Consider the following 16414-nt stretch of genomic DNA (forward strand, 5'->3'; position numbering starts at 1 on the left):
CGTTCGCGCATCAATTCGACCACCCGCTGCAGGTACTCGAAACTGCTCAGGAAGCCCAGGTAATTGCCCGGCTGCGCCGCATACTGCCGCGCGATCAGATCGACGATCGGTATGAGCGAGCGCTCGCGGTCGCGCCAGCGCGTCGACACATTACCCGCCACATGCACCTGCAATTGCTCCGCGCGAAACGGCCCTTCGACGTCGAGCCACTGCGTCTGCTGCGGCAATCCCAGTGTGTCGCGATAGAAGTGCTGCGGATCGAGCGTGCCGGAGAACATCACGGTCGTGCGCGCGGCGGCATAGCGCGGCGCGAGAAACGGCGCGGGAATCACGTTGCGCACGCAGAGCGTGGCGCAGGTTTTGTCGCGCGGCGCGTGACGGTCCGTGCTGAGCGTCACGTCGAAAATCGAGTGCTCACCGAACTGCTCGGCCAGCGCGACGAAATGCATCGCATCGAAGAAGAACCGCAGCGCGGTGGCGTCGATTGAAAGCGGCGCTTCGGCGAGCTGATCCGTGACCGCGCCGATCAGATTCTGCGCAACCGACAGCAGTTTGCCCGGAACCCCGCTATAGACCTGATACGTGCCGGTCTGCGCCCGCTTGACGGCGTTCCACTCGCGCTGCAAGCGTTCGAGCGGCTTGCGCAAGCTGGCCGGCGCGGTTGTGCGCGCGATCCGCAACGCCGCCTGATCGAGCGATGCCGTGTACATGCGCCGCGCGCGGTCCAGCAGATTGTGCGCCTCGTCCACCAGCACGCCGACGCGCCACTGATTGATCTGCGTGAGGGCATACAGCATCGCGTTGCTGTCGTAGTAGTAGTTGTAATCGCCGACCACGACGTCGGCCCAGCGCGCCAGTTCCTGCGCCAGATAGTACGGGCAAACGTCGTGTGCGAGCGCGGCGGCGCGCACTGCTGCACGGTCGAGGCGCGGGCCTGCGAGCGCCGGGTCGAGTGCGGTGTCGAGTGCGGTGTTGAGTGCCGTATAGCGGGCCGCGTCGAGCCGGTCGTAAAAGCCGCGTGCGAGTGGACACGATTCGCCATTGCACGCTTTGTCGGGATGCTCGCAGGCTTTGTCGCGCGCGACCAGTTCGAGCGTTCTCAACGGCAATCGCGCGCCGGACGACGCGGCGCTCTGCTGCAACGTGTCGATCGCATCGAGCGCGAGCGCGCGGCCCGGCGTCTTCGCGGTCAGAAAAAAAACGCGATCGACCTGCTCCGAGGCACACGCCTTGAGCAAGGGGAAAATCGTCGCCAGCGTCTTGCCGATGCCGGTAGGCGCCTGCGCCATCAGGGGCTTACCGTCTCGCGCCGCGCGATATACCGACACCGCCAGCTCGCGCTGCCCGCTGCGAAACTGCCCATGAGGAAACTGCAACGCGCCGAGCGCGGCGTTGCGGGCCGCGCGATGCGCCTCTTCCTGCACGGCCCAATCGAGGAAACACTCGCACTGCTCGACGAAGAAAATCTCCAGCTCGCGCGCCGTATGCGTTTGCGTGAGCAGCGTCTCCTTCTGACTGCCGATGTCGAAGTACACCAGCGCGACCGTCAACTCGGCCAGCCCGCGCGCACGGCACAGCAGATGACCGTACACGAGCGCCTGCGCCCAATGCAGCGCGCGGTGATTGGCGGGCATCCGCTCCAGATCGCCGCGATGCGTCTTGACCTCCTCGAGACGATTCGCCGCCGGATCGTAACCGTCGGCGCGGCCGCGCACGGTGAGACCGCGATGCGTACCCGTTAGCGTGATCTCGGTTTCATAGCCGCTTGCGCGCCGCCCTGCCACCGTCGCGTGACCGGCCATGCCTTCCAGTGAGGTGGGAGCAGGTGTGAAGCGCAGATCCAGATCGCCGCGCCGCGCGGTGAATTCGCACATTGCGCGCACGGCCACGACGTAGCTCATGTAGCGGCTCCGTTGCCGAACTTCGCGGTGGCCTCAGACGCGGCCGCATCCTGCGTCGGCGCATCCGCGTGCCAATCCTCGGCCCAACGCACGTCGAGCACGCGCACTGGCATGCCATGCTGCGCGCAATACGCGAGCCAGCGAATCTGGTTGTCCTGCAAGCGATCGCCGGGCCCTTTCACCTCGATCAGTTCATAGCGGCGCTCGGCCGGCCAGAAACGGATCAGGTCCGGCAGGCCCGAACGGTTGCCGCGAATATCACGCAGCAGGCGCTCGAACCACAGCTTCAGATGCGCGGCCGGCAGGCAGTCGAGCGCGAGCGCGACAAGCTCCGGCGTCAGCAGCCCCCAGAACACGAACGGCGACTGCAGCCCCGCCTTGCTGTGCAGATGCCGCAGAATCGTCTCGCGATAGGCGTCGCTATCGAGTTGCGCGAGGCACGCGGCAAACTGGTCCGCCCGGCGCGCATGGAAATCCGGCGCATACAGATCGGCCGGACCGCGCTGGAACGGATGAAAAAACGCGCCGGGCAACGCCGCGAACACCGTCTCCCAGCACAGCAAACCGAATAGCGAATTGATCAGTGCGTTCTCGACGTAATGCACCGGCGCCGTATCGCACGTCAGATGATCGCGCGCGACGTATTCCACTGCTTGCGGCGTCTCGGGCTTTGGCAACACCAGCGTCCTGCGCTCGATCGGGCGCGTTGCCGGTGTACGCAGCGCCGGCTCGCCGCGCTTGCGTCGCAAGCGCGGCAACATGCGCGCGATGCGCTGCGCCTCCTCTTCGCTTTCAGGCGCAGCCGCGGCATGCGAGGCCAACGCGAACGCTTCGTCGAAACGCTCACTGCGTTCGAGCACGCGCATACGCCGATGACGCGCGCCTGGCCATGCGCAACGCTCATACACTGCAAACGCCGCGGTCCAGTTCTGCCGCCGTTCGCACTCGTTGCCGATATGGAACAGCAGTTTCGCGCGACGCATGTCGAGCCACGGGTTCCCGGTTTCGATGGAGAGGACCTTGGCGACGAGTGCGTCGATCGCGTTCGCGCCATCGACCAAAGGCAGCCACTCCAGCGCTTCACGGCATGCATGCAGCGCCAGATAAACATCGACGTCCGCGCGTTGCCGGAATGCGCGCGATGAGGGGGCGAACGCCACCTTTTCGTACTGGAACACGCCGAGATCGGCCAGCACGAACTCTGACCAGTCCTGCTGCAAATTGCCGAAGAACATCAGACGCAGCCGCTCGCAGAGCGGTGCAATCGCGACGTGAAAGACGCGGTCTGCGGCGCCGCTGTGCCATGCGGCAAGCGGGCGACGTGCGGGATCTTCCGCGTCGCCGCCGGTTTCATGAAACGGCCGCAGCGTGTCGAGCAGATCGGATTTGCGCAAGCTCTTCGCGCCGGGAATCAGGGCGATGGCTTCGGCGAATATCTCCAGCAGCTGAGGGCGCGTGCTGAGCGCGAACAGATCGTCGAGTGAAAGGTGCGGTTCGCTGTCGACCCAGCCGAGCGCCGCCATGGGCGCGGCCGCCTGCAACGGGCAGCCGATCTCGTCATACGCCAGACGGCTTGCGCGAAACAGCGCGCCTTTGCGCATCAGCATACGCACCAGCAGCGCGCGCGACGCTTGCGGCAAAGCGGCGAAAGCGTCGAGGAACGCGAGTTCGTGCGCGTCCATCAGATCGTCGTAACGCGCGGCGAGCCACGCCAGCGCGCGCTCGAAGTTCAGCAGGTAGTAAGGGACGTCAGAGCGGAGTTCTGATCGAGCATCGGTTGCCACGGGTTCTTGCATAACCTGTATGTTTATACAGTGATGATAGCAAAGTCCGTGGTGGGGTTCCGCGCGCAAGCGTGGCCGATCAATGAAATACGCTCGCCGCCCCGCGTGGGCTGCACGCCCGCCGGCCAACGAGTATGCGACGCAACTGATTCGATCGCCTGCAGTGAATCAGCGCGTCAGGGCGCGACCCACACCACCGTCAGCGAGCGCACACCCTGCGCGCCGCGAATCAGTACCCCTTCGATATCGGCCGTCGCCGACGGTCCCGTCACGAGTGCCGCATAACGCGCCGCGCGGAAGTCGTCGCGCCGGTAGACGTCCTGCAAGCCGTCGATCAATTGCGCCGGGTCGAGCAGCACGACCAGGTGCTGGACGATGTAGCCCAGTGCGTTGACGACATACTCGCGTTCGCTGAACCACACCGAGCCGGTTTCGGCGACCCCGAAGCGTGCCCGCACTACGCCGACGTCGATGTCCTGCAACGAAGCGGGCTCAGTGTCCGCCGCGAGCACGCGCGTACCCGGCACTTCGCGCGTTGCCGATGCAATCGACGCCTCCGCCCCGAAGCGCTCGCGAATCAGCACGCTCACGTCGCCGGCGGCTGCCAAGTCGACACAGGTGCCGCCCATCATCTGCAACGCCGCTGTAAAACGCGCGCGCAGATCGCCGCCCGCCGCGTCGAACAGCGGCACGTCGGGACGTGGCCGCGCCGCTGGTTGCGCCTGCCGCACCTTCGCCAGAAAAGCCTCACGCGTTGCCATCGCCGCCTCCACGATTCTTTTTGTACCAGGCATGGAAGGTCAGCTTAGGCGCCTCCGGCAACTCACGCTGCTTGCCCCAGATATTGAGCGGGTTGTACAGCATGAAATTCGGCAGATGCCGCAATGCGCCGCCCATCGACGACACCGTCGCGCGATACAGAGTCGGACTCGCGAGCAGACGCCCTGCCATCTTCAATACTTCCTGCTTCACGAACGGCACTTCATGACGGTCGGCGATCACCGTGCGCCATTTGTAAATCTGCTCGTGAATGTTGATCTTCACGGGACACACGTTCGTGCAACTGCCGTTGAGCGTCGACGCGAACGGCAGCGCGCTGTAGCGCTTCAGATCGAACGTCGGATTGATGATCGCGCCGATGGGCCCGGAGTAAGTGCCGCCATACGACAGCCCGCCACTGCGCCGATATACCGGACAGGTGTTCATGCATGCGCCGCAGCGGATGCATTTGAGCGAGTACCAGAAGTCCTCCATCGCGAGGCGCTCGGAGCGGCCGTGATCGACGAGGATGTAATGCATCTCGGCACCCGGCCGCGGGGCACGGAAATGCGACGTATATTGCGTGATCGGCGAACCGAGCGCGCTGCGCGACAGCATGCGCACGAACACGCCGAGGTCCGACACCCTGGGAATGATCTTCTCGATACCGATCGACGCGATGTGCAGCGGCGGCACATTCGCCGACAGATCCGCATTGCCTTCGTTAGTGCACACGACGACCGTGCCTGTTTCCGCCACCGCGAAATTGCATCCGGTCATGCCGGCGGTTTTCTCGCGCACGAAGTAAGGGCGCGTATTCATCCGCTGGCTTTCCGCGAGGTAGTGAATGTCACTGTTCTCCGGATCGGTGCCGATCGTGCGGCCAAACAGTTCCGCGACGTCGGCGCGCAATTTATGAACCGCGGGCACCACCATATGACTCGGGTCCTGATGATCGAGCTGCTGGATGCGTTCGCCGAGATCCGTCTCCATCACCGTGATGCCGCGCGGTTCGAGATACTCGCGCATCTTGCATTCGTCGGTGAGCATCGACTTGCTTTTGACGAGCGTGGTCATGCCGCGCTCCGACATGATCTTGTGCACCAGCGCGTTGTGCTCTTCGGCGGTGGCGGCCCAATGCACCACCACGCCATTGGCCTCGGCCGCCGCCGCGAACTGCTCGAGATAGTCGGACAGATGCGACAGCGCGTGTTCCTTGATACCCGAGGCCAGTTCGCGCAGCGTCTCCCATTCGGCGATGCCGTGCGCCTGCGCGTCGCGCTTCTCACGTAAATCCCACAGACGCTTGTCGTGAAACGCGACGTGCTCCGTCTTCTTGATGAAAGCGCCCGCCGCTTTCGCGTGATCGATCCTGCTCATGCGCGCGCTCCATTAAGAACCTGCGCGATATGGATGAAGCGCGCATCCGCTTTCATGCGTTCCGCGCAGCCTTGCTGGTGCATCAGACACGACATGTCGCCGGATACGATGTATTCGGCGCCCGCCTGCAGATGGTCACGCACCTTGTCCTGCCCCATGCGCACCGACACCGGTTCCTCGGTAACCGAGAAGGTGCCGCCGAACCCGCAGCATTCGTCGGGCCTTGCCGGCTTGACGAACTCGATACCCTTCACGCGTTCGAGCAACGCGCGCGGCTTCGAAAACGGCGCGGCGGCGATTTCCGACACCGACGCTTCCTTCAGATGGCGCAGCGCGCTGCAACTGTTGTGCAAGCCGACGCGATGGGGAAACTCGGCCCATGGAAAGTCGCGCGCGCCGACCACGTCGTGCAGAAACTCCACCAGCTCATAGGCATTCGCGCGGACCTTCTTCACGTCGCCGGTCTGCTCGATCGCGCTCAGATGCTCGCGCACATGATGAATGCAGCTCGCCGACGGCCCGACGATGTAGTCGTAGCCCGCGAAGTTGCGCGCGAACACACGCTCGGCGCCGGCTGCCTCGGCGTGCGCACCGCTGTTGGCCATCGGCTGGCCGCAGCAGGTTTGCTCCTGCGGATAGTCGACCTCAATGCCGAAGCGTTCGAGCAGTTCGAGCGTGGCGATCCCCACTTCGGGATAAAACGCGTCGATGAAGCACGGGATGAACAGGGCGACTTTCATAAACTCTTTGAAATGAGGAAGCGACGGCGGGGACTCGCCTACTCTACAGCGGAATTGGACCGGGAAGCCATGGCGGCCCGGTTTGCGTTCAGTAGACCGGCATCGGGGTATTTGTAATACTGGTCATGTTGGTCTGACCAAGAATATAAGGAAGTCGCCAAAGGGTGTCAATCGGGGGGAAAGCGAGGGGAATGCGGGGAACAGGAATCCGGAAAGCGGGAGTGAGCTGGCTGGCCGTGCAGCGCGCTCGTTGAATCAGGCACTCACGAGAGAGCGCTGGCCGAAGGTTTCGCCGCCTCGTCCTTATACATCTCGCGCACGTAGGTGAGGTGGCGTTCGGCCGCCTTGCGCGCCTTTTGCGCGTCACGCGCCATCACGGCGTCGTAGATGGCCTGATGCTGGTTCATCAACTGCTTTTCCATAGCGTCATCGTAGTCGATCAACCGATGATACTGACGCATCCCCTCACGAATTAGCGTATGGATGCCGTGCATCACGTGCGCGAGCGCGACGTTGTGCGTGGAGTCGGCAATCGCGAGGTGAAACGCAGCGTCGAGCTCAGCCAGGTTCACGCGATCTCCTGACAAGGAGCCCGCTTTCAATGCGTCGAACGCCGCGCTGATCTTCTTGCGGTCAGCGGCGGTGGCGCGTTGCGCGGCGTACACCGTCGAAATCGATTCGAGTCCCTGGCGCAACTCGAGAATATCGGCACTGGTACGCGGATTTTGCAGCAACAGTTCGGCGAGCGGCCTGGAGATGATCGGCGCGGTCACGTCCACCACGGTAAAACCGCCGCGCCCCGAGGTTTCGATATACCCGTCCGCTTCGAGCCGAATCAGCGCTTCCCGCAACGAAGGGCGCGACACGCCGAGCTGCGTGGCCAGATCACGCTCGGCCGGCAGCCGGTCGCCCGGCATCAAGGTGCCCTCGGAGATCAGTTGCTTGATCTGGTCAGACACCACGTCGGAGAGTCGTTTGCGCGTGAAGGACTGGATCGGGAGGAATGGCATGGGTAGCGATGAAGGAAGGCGGTTCGAAAGACAGCCTGGCAGGCAGCAGACTCACAACGTTCTACACGCGACGCTGAACCGCTGCCTCGCAGTGCGTGAATTATACCGTTCAACGGTTTACGCCGAATGTGCGCGGCGGGGACGGCACGCGGCACGACGGGCCATGCGCGTTATCTCCACGCGCGGCCCATGGTTGCGACCTCACCGCACGCGCAGCCCGTCCACGAACGCGGCGATCCGCTCGCACGCATCGATCAGCCGCGCTTCATCCACCACGAAACCGAGGCGCACGAACCCGTTCGCAGTCTCGCCGAAAGCGCTCGCGTCGAGCACCGACACGCCCTTTGCGTGAAACAGCTGCCAGGTGAAATCCACCGTGTCGAGCCCCGTGCCGCTGACGTCGACCATCATGAACATGCCCGCCTCGGGCAACAGGCAGCGCAAACCCGGCACGCGATGTAGCCGCTCGAATACGACGTTGCGGCGGCGCCGGTAGATTTCGCGCATTTCCGCGACGATCGCCGCCTTGTTCTGCACGGCCGTCAACGCCGCCTGCTGAATGAAGCCTGGCAGACCGTAGAGCATCGCCAGCGCGAGGCGCCCCATATGCTCGATCAGCTCCGTGGGCCCGACCGCCCAGCCGACGCGCCAACCCGCCATCGCATGCGACTTCGACAGACTGCCGAGCGTCACCGTGCGCTCGGCCATGCCGGGCAGCGACACGATGCTCACATGTTCGCGCTCGAATGTGAGCTCCGCATAGACCTCGTCGGACAACACCCACAAATCGTGCTGACAGGCGAGCCGCGCAATGCGTTCGAGATCGGCACGCGGCATCACCACGCCGGTCGGATTGCATGGCGTGGCGAAGAAAATTGCCTTGGTGCGCGGCGTGAGCGCCGCTTCGAGCGCATCGCAGTCGACGTGAAACGCCCGCGCCGGATCGACCGGCACCGGCACGAGCGTGGCGCCCGCCGCACGCACGCAAGCCTCGTAGGTGAGATACATCGGCTCCGGGACGATCACTTCGTCGCCCGCTTCGAGCAGACACAACGACACGGCAAACACGCCGTTTTGCGCGCCCGCGGTCAGGATCACGTTGGCGGCGCTCGCGGCGCTTGCGGTCGTGCGCGCATGTTCGACGGCAATCGCCTCACGCAACTGCTCGCGGCCCGACACCGCGCTGTAGTGCGTATCGCCGCCGCGCAATGCGTCGATTGCGCGCTCGACGATCGGCGCGGGCGTCGCGAAGTCCGGGTCGCCCACGCTCAGCACGATGACGTCTTCGCCGGTGGCGGCGGCCAGTTGCGCGACGCGATGGATTTCCCACGCCGACGTGCGTCGGCCTTGCAGGCGCCCGACCAGATTCGAGTACTTCATTGCGCTCACCCGTTTCGATTTGACCCGCCAATGTAATGGCGCGCGCACGAAACGTCCAGATACGAAAAAGGGCCGCGCGAGCGAACAGCCTCGCGTGGCCCTCGTGCGCAAGCCTTTTCGACAGGAAGCCGCGCGCTTAACGCTTAAATCTGGCGGCGCAATTCCGCCGGCGGCACCTTCATCAGGTGCCGGTACTTCGCGACGGTGCGCCGCGCCACGAGCACACCCTGATCGGCCAGCATCTTCGCGAGCGTCACGTCGGAGAGCGGGTCACGCGTGTTTTCGGCGGCGATCATTTCCTTGAGCAGCGCGCGCACTGCCGCGGCCGAACACGTGCCGCCGCTTTCGGTGCCCAGCTCACGCGGGAAAAAGTGTTTGAACTCGAAGATGCCGCGCGGCGTCGCCATATATTTGTTGCCGGTCGCGCGCGAAATCGTCGATTCATGCAGGCCGAGTTCTTCAGCCACGTCGCGCAGCACCATCGGCTTCAGTGCGATTTCACCGTACTGGAAGAACGCCTTCTGATGCGCGACGATGCACTCGGCGACGCGTTGGATCGTGTCGAAGCGTTGTTGCGCGTTGCGGATCAGCCAGCGCGCTTCCTGCAGCTGCTGGGCGAGCGGCGAACGGCTCGCGCCGGCCGACTGCGCGAACAGCTCTGCGTACATGCGATGAATCCGCGCGCGCGGCTGCACCGCCGGATTGATCGACACCGTCCACTTGTTGCGCACCTGACGCACGATCACGTCCGGCACGACGTAGTTGTCTTCCGTGCGGCCGTAGCAATTGCCCGGCTTCGGGTCGAGCTTGCGCACGAGCGCGCACGCCACGCGCAATTCCTCGGCGCTGCAGCCGATCTGCTTTTGCAATTCGGCCTGCTCGCGGCGCGCGAGACGTTCCAGATGATGTTCGACGATCTGCTGAGCGACGTCGCGCCCCGGCGTATCGGCGGGCAGTGCGTTCACCTGCAGCGAAAGACACTCCGACAACGACCGCGCACCGAGCCCCGGACGATCGAGCGACTGCACGAGGCGCAACGCCACCAGCAGTTCCTCTTCGGTCAGTTCCGGCTCGAGATCGACGCTATCCGCGAGATCGGAGAGTTCCTGGCGCAGGTAGCCGTCATCGTCGAGTGCCTCGATAATGAAGCGGGCCACCGCGCGGTCGCGATCGTCGAGACGATAAAGGCGCAGCGAGTCGTGCAACTGCTCGCGCAAGGTCGGTTGCGAACGAGCCCATTCGGCGGGATCGCTGCTGTCCGAGTCGCCGTTCTGGCGCGCCGAACTGCGCGTGCTGTAGTCGCCCGAAAAGTCGCCGGGCATATCGTCCTGGCCCGCGCTTTCTAGCGTATCGTTGCCGGCGGTTTCTGACTGCAGCGCCTCGGGCTCGGCGGTGGCCACCGTGTCCGTCGCGACTGGCGCGCCGGGTTCCTCGCCAGTCGACGCGGTCGCGAGGGCGACGTCTTCCGTTTCCGACGAGTCATATTCGAGGAAGGGATTGGTGTCGAGCGCGGTGCGCAACTCCTGTTGAAACTCCAGAGACGACAACTGCAGCAGACGCACCGATTGCTGAAGACGCGGTGTGAGTGCGAGAGACTGCCTTGTACGTAGTTCAATTGAAGGCATTGTAGTGAGGTCCCGTAATTGAGCTGGAAAATGACTGTGGCCTCAATTAGAGCAACTGCCGTACCAGCTCGCCCAACGCCCTGTTTTTCATACGCTTTGTTTTTTCAGGCCCGCCAATTGCGCGCTCGCGGCGCGCCCTTTTTACAAATGCCCGGCAAATTCCGGTTCCCCTCCTGTGGCCCCGCCAGTGCGCGGACCACGCCCGTCGTCTGCCCTATTCATCAGCCTAAATGCATGTGCGGTAAAGGCTTTCCGCGCGGGAGCCGTTCGCACGGCGCCCCGGGCACACCATTTGCGAGTTACCCTGCGTGGACGGACGTTGGCTCTTTGCATGCAAACCTATTCTCACCACGCGTGTATGGACCTTCGCCCGGTGTCGAAAACGGCCCTGACGGAACCGTAGCGGCAACGACCCCACGCGAGTCATCGGCGGCTTTGGCCGCGATCGACCGCAGGCAACAAGACCGCAATTTTCTTCAACACCCGAAGGAGAAACCATGAAGACGATCCAATTTCTGAAGACCGCCGGCAGCATCGCTTGTGTTGCATTCGCACTGAACGCTACCGCGCAAACCACCGCGCCGGCACCGGCAGCCGCGTCCGAATCCGTGGGCCAGCACGTGGACGATACGGCCATCACCACCAAAGTGAAGGCTGATCTGCTCGCCGCGAAAAACGTCAAGTCAACCCATATCCATGTGAAGACGCGCAAGGGCGTGGTATCGCTGACGGGTTCGGTGCCTTCGGCCGACGACAAGGCCGCCGCCGAAGAAGTCGTGCAAGCCGTCAAGGGCGTGTCGAGCGTGAAGAACCACCTGAAGGTCGGCGCCGAATAAGATCGGTCGCGAGGCGAGGAGCATGCCGGCTGCGGCCGGCATCTTTTCGCAGCACTTCAGCACGCAGATGCAAATAAGCCGTCCGCGATTCAGATCGCGGACGGCTTATTTAATGGCGGGCTCCGCTTGGCGTCGTTCGCCAGTTTTACTCTTACCTCGGGCACAAGAACAATGACCGGCGCCCTCGCAGGCGCCGGCCACCTACTGGCCTTTAACGGCGGGCCGCATATTGATCGCGCAAATCGCGCACGCGATCATGGTTCTGCAACACACCCTGGTACTGCCGTTCGACGATCGCGCGCACGTCCACCGGCAAATCCTTTTCGAGCGCGTCGTGATATCGTTTCTTCGCCACGTCCTCGCCCTTTTCGCATTCGGCCAGGATTTCGTGGTCGCTGCGATCGGTGACTGCCGATTTAACATCGACCCAGCCGCGATGCAGCGCACCGCTCATGCTGCCGCCCGTCTCGGGCTTGCCGCCCAGGCTTTGCACCGCGTCCTGCAACTCGCGCGCGCCGCGCGCGCAGTCGTCGGCACGCGACAGGAACATCGTCTTCAGTTGCGCGTCGTGCGCATCCTCGGCTGCCTTGCGAAAGCCCTTCTCGCCATCCTTCGACGTCTCGACCAGATCGTTCAGCACGGATACAACGTTCGTAGCCATTCAATACCTCCGGGTTTCGTTAATCGCAGAACCCGCTGCCGCCCTCCGGTGTGACGCTTGTGCGATGCATCGATCACCTGCGGCTACACGGAACGCTCAGGCAACGGGGTTCATCCATGCGCTCGCATGCGCCGTGCCCGGACCCTTCCTCGCGCGACGTATGGAGCGATGCAAGCTCACATGCCGCCAAATTGGCCATCCGCGCGTAAATGTTGCGCGGCACCCTGCCCTGACGCAAAACGCGAGAACCCCATACGGCAGGGGTTTGCGCGATGGCATGACGGTTGCTTGTTCAGGGCGCCGCTTGCGTCGCGCAATGCATGCATCGACGCCGCGCAAGCCTTGCCACAGGCGTTGAAAACCATGGGCAGGCAATAACGACAGGGAGCATCACATGAAGAAGATCAGAAGCACGCGATTTTTTGCGGCCGTCGCGATCGTCTCGTCGGCCACCGTCATGCAGACTCGTGAAGGCATGCACGCGCACGACACGTCGCCCGCGAACGCGCAGGCGACGCTGTCCTTATGCGGCGCAATGCATGACGGACTCATGCCCGCACGATGCGAATCGACGCGCGGCGAGCGCAAGCTGGAACGCGACATTCAACCGCAACACGGTGCGCAGCGGCAACTCTGGGTTTAACGGCAACTGGCTTTAAAAGCTTCGCGCCGGCCGCCTCTCCTCGCATAAACCGTACGGTCGAACTCCCGAGGTGGCCACCCACGCAGGACGGCCCGGCCAATGCCGGGCCATCCTGTTTCTACGCTTAACCGCATCACACACTACGTGGCGGATCCAGCGAACTCACGCATGCTTTTCGCTATATTCGTTCATCGGCTCTGGCGTCTTCAACGGATCGAAGTCCGCCCAGCGCCCTTGCTGCCAGCGCCCGGTCGCGCGCTCGATCGACACGCCTCCCGCTTCACGCAACACCCGTGCGGCGTCGAGCTGATTGTCCGGCGACACGTGAACGGCGACCAGCACGCCCGAGTCGCGCGCCTCTTCATGAAATGCCAGATGATGACCCGATTTGCCGGTCTCGCGCGTGCGTGACATCGCCCCGACCAGCGAACCGACATAAGCGCCGACGCCGGCCGCGATCAGCGACACGATGATCGGTGCGGAGAACGCGGCAAAAATCGCCACGCCCACCACCGCCCCCAGCACCGCGCCGATCGTCACACCCAGGCCCGCGCCTTTGGGTGCCCCTTTCGCGCCGGGATCGGTGCCGGTGTCGCCGCCAATCGGATAGCGCGCATGCTGGCCGCGCGGATTGACGAAAAAGAGGGTGACGTCTTCTTCGACGAAACCTGCGTTGAATAGCTTCTGCGCCGCGTTTTCAGCGGCTGGAAAAGTCGTAAAACGCGCTGCGACGATGAGTGACATGAGGCCTCCTGGCATCGTTGAAATGGCGTTCGGGCCCATGCCGGCACTACGCCGTGGCGCCGCGACCGGGTTCCATGCCTTCGACTCTGAACAGTCCGCTATGCAACACTACGCCTTCACCGTGGTTCTGGTCGAGCGCTTCCGCGCAGACCGAACGGATGCGGTGAAGACCTTTGTCGAATGCCGTCATCAAGGTGGCTTCCAACGCGGAATCGGCGCCAAAATGATCTTCCAGTGCTTCGGCGGTGATCGCGCATACCACCGGTTCGCCGTCCACCTGCGCCATGAACCGCACTGTCAGATTCGCGCCGTCGAAAGCCGGTTTGTCGTCCGGAAAAATGATCTGCATAAGGGAGTCCTCATAGGCCGGTCGCGGCAGGATCGCATTCATGACTAACCCTTCATTTCGCCGGCGAGTTGCTGCGCCATTGCGAGGTGATGTTTGATGATCGGCAACGCCTTGGCGGCGGCGGCTTTCAACTGCGCGTCAGTGCCGCTCTGGCTTTGCCGTTCGAACAGATCGACAGCCCGCTGATGCGCTTCCACACCGATCTGCTCGACGTAGGCCTGATCGAACGCCTTACCCTTGAGCGACTGCAGTTTGCCGACCAGCGCGGAATCCGCGGAGGGCGCCGTGTTGAAGCCCTTCTTCGACACCAGCGCGGCCATGCCATGCGAAAGCTTTGTATGGTCGGCAATCATTTGCTGGGCAAACTTGCGCACATGCGGATCGTTCGAGTTCTTCAGCGCGATCTTGCTTGCGGCAATTTCGGTGGCGTCGGCTGTCGAGGCGTCCTGCACGAATTGGGTGTCTGCTGGCGACAGCTTCGTGCCGCCGACGGGCGCCTCACTCGCCGGCGCGTCGCTAGCCTGGGCGTGAACCGCGCCGATGGACGCCACGCTCAAGCCCAGCGCGACGGTCATCACTTGTACGGAATACCGGAATTTCATGCATTTTCTCCCTGTTCGCCGAGGCACCGGCGCGCATTGGATCGACGAGATGTTCGCATTGCGCGTCCTCCTTTCACGCCTGGCTTCACTCCCAGTTCAGGCAGCTTTGCGCGCGGAGAGTTGCGCGATCAGCGCCCTGTTGAACGCGGGAAGGTCGTCGGGTTTGCGGCTGGAAATCAGATTGCCGTCCTCGACCACTTCCTGGTCGATCCACGCACCGCCTGCATTGCGTATGTCGTCCTGCAAGCTCGGCCAGCTCGTGACCGTGCGACCCTTGATGATTCCCGCCGACACCGGCAACCATGTGCCATGACAAATTACCGCGATCGGCTTTCCGGCATTGTCGGCCGCTTTGACGAATGCCTGTGCCTGAGGCAGCAGACGGATCGCATCGCCGTTCACTACGCCGCCGGGTAGCACTACCGCGTCGTAGTCGTCGGCGCGCGCCTGATCGAAAGTCGCATCGACCTCGACTGCGTCGCCCTTGTCAACGTGCTTGAAACCCTGAATCTTGCCGGGCTTCGCCGAGATGACATGCACCGTTGCGCCCGCTTGCGCGAGCGCGCGTTTCGGCTCCGCCAGTTCCGCCTGTTCGAAGCCATCCACCGCGAGTACTGCTACCTTGCATCCATTCAGCGTGCTAGCCATGCGTGTTCTCCTTCGTTCGAATGCGGAGCCGGCAACGTTACTGCGCGCGCTCCCGCGTTCGTTACTTCGTTAGTCAACAGAAGGTCAGCAAAAGACGTGCCCATGCGTTGGGTGAGATCGCGGCACAAGCGCTCGTCCCATATCGCCCGTCAGAAACGCGTCAGAACCGCGTCAGAACCGCATTACGCGCCATTGGGGTCCTCGTCGAGACCGTCGTCGTCCACCTCTAGCGGATCGACGATCCGATCGGGTTCGATGTCGCTATCCGCGTTTAGCGTCGAATCGCCATCGGCTGCGGCGCGCTCGCCGGTGCCGGCGCGATCCGTGTCGCTGCCGAGTTCGGCGTCGCCCGTTTCGAGCGCGTGATTGTCGAGTTCCGAGTCGACGTCGAACACATGACGCTTCGCACCGGCGACATCGCTGCCGCTATCGGACGAATCGCTCGGTCCGAGCGCGCCAGTCGTGCCCGAGGTTTCCTTCACCACCTGTTGCGGCTCTTCATCAGGGTTCAGCGTGCTGCTCATGGCGCTCTCCTTGGTTAGGTTCGTCACGAGGATCATTTCGCAAGGACCGTTCCGCACGCCTCTCGCGCCGCGCACCATGAGGAACATCGGCTCCGCCGTGGGCACCGCCTTTGCTTATGGCAGACAATCGGCGCCCCGCGCGCCCTCGCTTGAAACTTCTACCTGCAACGATGGCCACTCCAACCAATCCAGTCGCACGCCGTCCAGAAGCGATAAAGCCCGCACAAGGCAGCGCGAAGCCGACCGCAGCCGCAAGCATGCCGCCGGGGCTGCGCTATGCCGACGACGCCAAACCCGGCTATACGCGCAAGCGCGAAAAAGACGGCTTCGTCTACTTCGACGCAAACGGCAAACGCATCGACGACGAAGACGACATCAAGCGCATCAACGCGCTCGCCATCCCGCCCGCCTATGAAGACGTGTGGATCTGCCCCGATCCGCGCGGTCACATTCAGGCGACCGGACGCGACGCGCGCGGCCGCAAGCAGTACCGCTATCACCCGCGCTGGCGCGAAACGCGCGACGCCGACAAGTACGAGCGGATGGCGGAGTTCGGCCGGGCGCTGCCGAAGATTCGCGCGCGCGTCGCACGCGATCTCGAACTGCCGGGCATGCCGTGCGACAAAGTCATCGCGGCGATCGTTCAGTTGCTCGATACGACGTTGATCCGGATCGGCAGCGTCGAATACGCGCGTGATAATCAGTCGTACGGATTGACCACGCTGCGCAAGAAGCACGTGAAGATCGAAGCCGGTCAACTGCGGTTCAAATTTCGCGGCAAGAGCGGCATCGAACATGACGTGACGGTCGACAATCCGCGCATCAAGC

General features: G+C 63.5%; 16 protein-coding genes and 1 pseudogene. 3 read left to right on the forward strand and 14 right to left on the reverse strand.

From position 1 onward, the window contains the following. The 8 genes from CIC12_RS05080 to CIC12_RS05115 form a co-directional block, all read right to left on the reverse strand. The coding region (locus CIC12_RS05080; RefSeq protein WP_168662755.1) for an ATP-dependent DNA helicase at positions 1 to 1901 on the reverse strand (1901 nt) is incomplete at its 3' end. Further along, entirely contained in the window at positions 1898 to 3685 is a 1788-nt protein-coding gene (locus tag CIC12_RS05085; RefSeq protein ID WP_168662757.1) for a VRR-NUC domain-containing protein, read from the reverse strand. The genes CIC12_RS05080 and CIC12_RS05085, both read right to left, overlap by 4 nt. Before the next feature lie 176 nt (positions 3686 to 3861). Next, a complete protein-coding gene (locus CIC12_RS05090) occupies positions 3862 to 4446 on the reverse strand; it encodes a LutC/YkgG family protein (protein ID WP_168662759.1) in 585 nt (194 codons plus the stop codon). Continuing rightward, positions 4433 to 5824 carry a lactate utilization protein B gene (locus CIC12_RS05095; RefSeq protein WP_168662761.1) on the reverse strand — a complete coding sequence of 464 codons (1392 nt, stop codon included), beginning with the start codon at positions 5822 to 5824 and terminating at the stop codon, positions 4433 to 4435. The genes CIC12_RS05090 and CIC12_RS05095 overlap by 14 nt, the downstream gene beginning before the upstream one ends. Next, positions 5821 to 6564 carry a (Fe-S)-binding protein gene (locus CIC12_RS05100; protein WP_168662763.1) on the reverse strand — a complete coding sequence of 248 codons (744 nt, stop codon included), beginning with the start codon at positions 6562 to 6564 and terminating at the stop codon, positions 5821 to 5823. Before CIC12_RS05100 ends, CIC12_RS05095 begins: the two co-directional genes overlap by 4 nt. 263 nt (positions 6565 to 6827) lie before the next feature. Next, positions 6828 to 7574 (reverse strand): FadR/GntR family transcriptional regulator, encoded by a 747-nt coding sequence (locus tag CIC12_RS05105; protein ID WP_168662766.1) that lies wholly within the window; start codon positions 7572 to 7574, stop codon positions 6828 to 6830. Positions 7575 to 7775: 201 nt separating this feature from the next. Beyond that, complete coding sequence (locus CIC12_RS05110; protein WP_168662768.1) at positions 7776 to 8954, reverse strand: pyridoxal phosphate-dependent aminotransferase; 1179 nt, start codon at positions 8952 to 8954, stop codon at positions 7776 to 7778. Between the two features lie 143 nt (positions 8955 to 9097). Beyond that, complete coding sequence (locus CIC12_RS05115; RefSeq protein ID WP_168662770.1) at positions 9098 to 10579, reverse strand: RNA polymerase factor sigma-54; 1482 nt, start codon at positions 10577 to 10579, stop codon at positions 9098 to 9100. A gap of 497 nt (positions 10580 to 11076) precedes the next feature. Here CIC12_RS05115 and CIC12_RS05120 point away from each other — a divergent pair, with 497 nt between their 5' ends. Next, complete coding sequence (locus tag CIC12_RS05120; RefSeq protein ID WP_168662772.1) at positions 11077 to 11415, forward strand: BON domain-containing protein; 339 nt, start codon at positions 11077 to 11079, stop codon at positions 11413 to 11415. 211 nt (positions 11416 to 11626) lie between these two features. Here the strand turns inward: CIC12_RS05120 and CIC12_RS05125 are convergent, their stop codons facing one another. Continuing rightward, positions 11627 to 12076, reverse strand: a complete 450-nt coding sequence (locus CIC12_RS05125) for a PA2169 family four-helix-bundle protein (protein WP_168662774.1) — start codon at positions 12074 to 12076, stop codon at positions 11627 to 11629. Positions 12077 to 12470: 394 nt separating this feature from the next. On the opposite strand from CIC12_RS05125, the gene CIC12_RS05130 reads away from it, so the two are divergent. After that, positions 12471 to 12719 carry a hypothetical protein gene (locus CIC12_RS05130; RefSeq protein ID WP_168662776.1) on the forward strand — a complete coding sequence of 83 codons (249 nt, stop codon included), beginning with the start codon at positions 12471 to 12473 and terminating at the stop codon, positions 12717 to 12719. A gap of 162 nt (positions 12720 to 12881) precedes the next feature. Here CIC12_RS05130 and CIC12_RS05135 read toward each other — a convergent pair whose 3' ends face one another. The 5 genes from CIC12_RS05135 to CIC12_RS05155 all read right to left on the reverse strand — a co-directional run bounded on the left by CIC12_RS05135 (position 12882) and on the right by CIC12_RS05155 (position 15586). Continuing rightward, on the reverse strand, positions 12882 to 13463 hold the full coding sequence (locus CIC12_RS05135) for a hypothetical protein (RefSeq protein WP_168662778.1): 582 nt from the start codon (positions 13461 to 13463) through the stop codon (positions 12882 to 12884). 46 nt (positions 13464 to 13509) lie between these two features. Further along, positions 13510 to 13854, reverse strand: coding sequence for a DUF1488 domain-containing protein (locus tag CIC12_RS05140; RefSeq protein WP_168662780.1), 345 nt, complete (start codon positions 13852 to 13854; stop codon positions 13510 to 13512). Between the two features lie 2 nt (positions 13855 to 13856). Further along, positions 13857 to 14414 (reverse strand): DUF4142 domain-containing protein, encoded by a 558-nt coding sequence (locus CIC12_RS05145; protein WP_168662782.1) that lies wholly within the window; start codon positions 14412 to 14414, stop codon positions 13857 to 13859. Between the two features lie 96 nt (positions 14415 to 14510). Beyond that, on the reverse strand, positions 14511 to 15062 hold the full coding sequence (locus tag CIC12_RS05150) for a type 1 glutamine amidotransferase domain-containing protein (protein ID WP_168662784.1): 552 nt from the start codon (positions 15060 to 15062) through the stop codon (positions 14511 to 14513). 182 nt (positions 15063 to 15244) lie between these two features. After that, the gene (locus CIC12_RS05155; RefSeq protein ID WP_168662786.1) at positions 15245 to 15586 is read right to left on the reverse strand and encodes a chemotaxis protein; all 342 of its coding nucleotides are present in this window, start codon (positions 15584 to 15586) and stop codon (positions 15245 to 15247) included. A 170-nt stretch (positions 15587 to 15756) separates the two neighbouring features. On the opposite strand from CIC12_RS05155, the pseudogene CIC12_RS05160 reads away from it, so the two are divergent. Continuing rightward, a pseudogene (locus tag CIC12_RS05160) lies at positions 15757 to 16414 on the forward strand (DNA topoisomerase IB); the annotation flags it as partial.

The sequence above is a fragment of the Paraburkholderia sp. SG-MS1 genome (assembly GCF_012275575.1).
GTDB lineage: Bacteria > Pseudomonadota > Gammaproteobacteria > Burkholderiales > Burkholderiaceae > Paraburkholderia.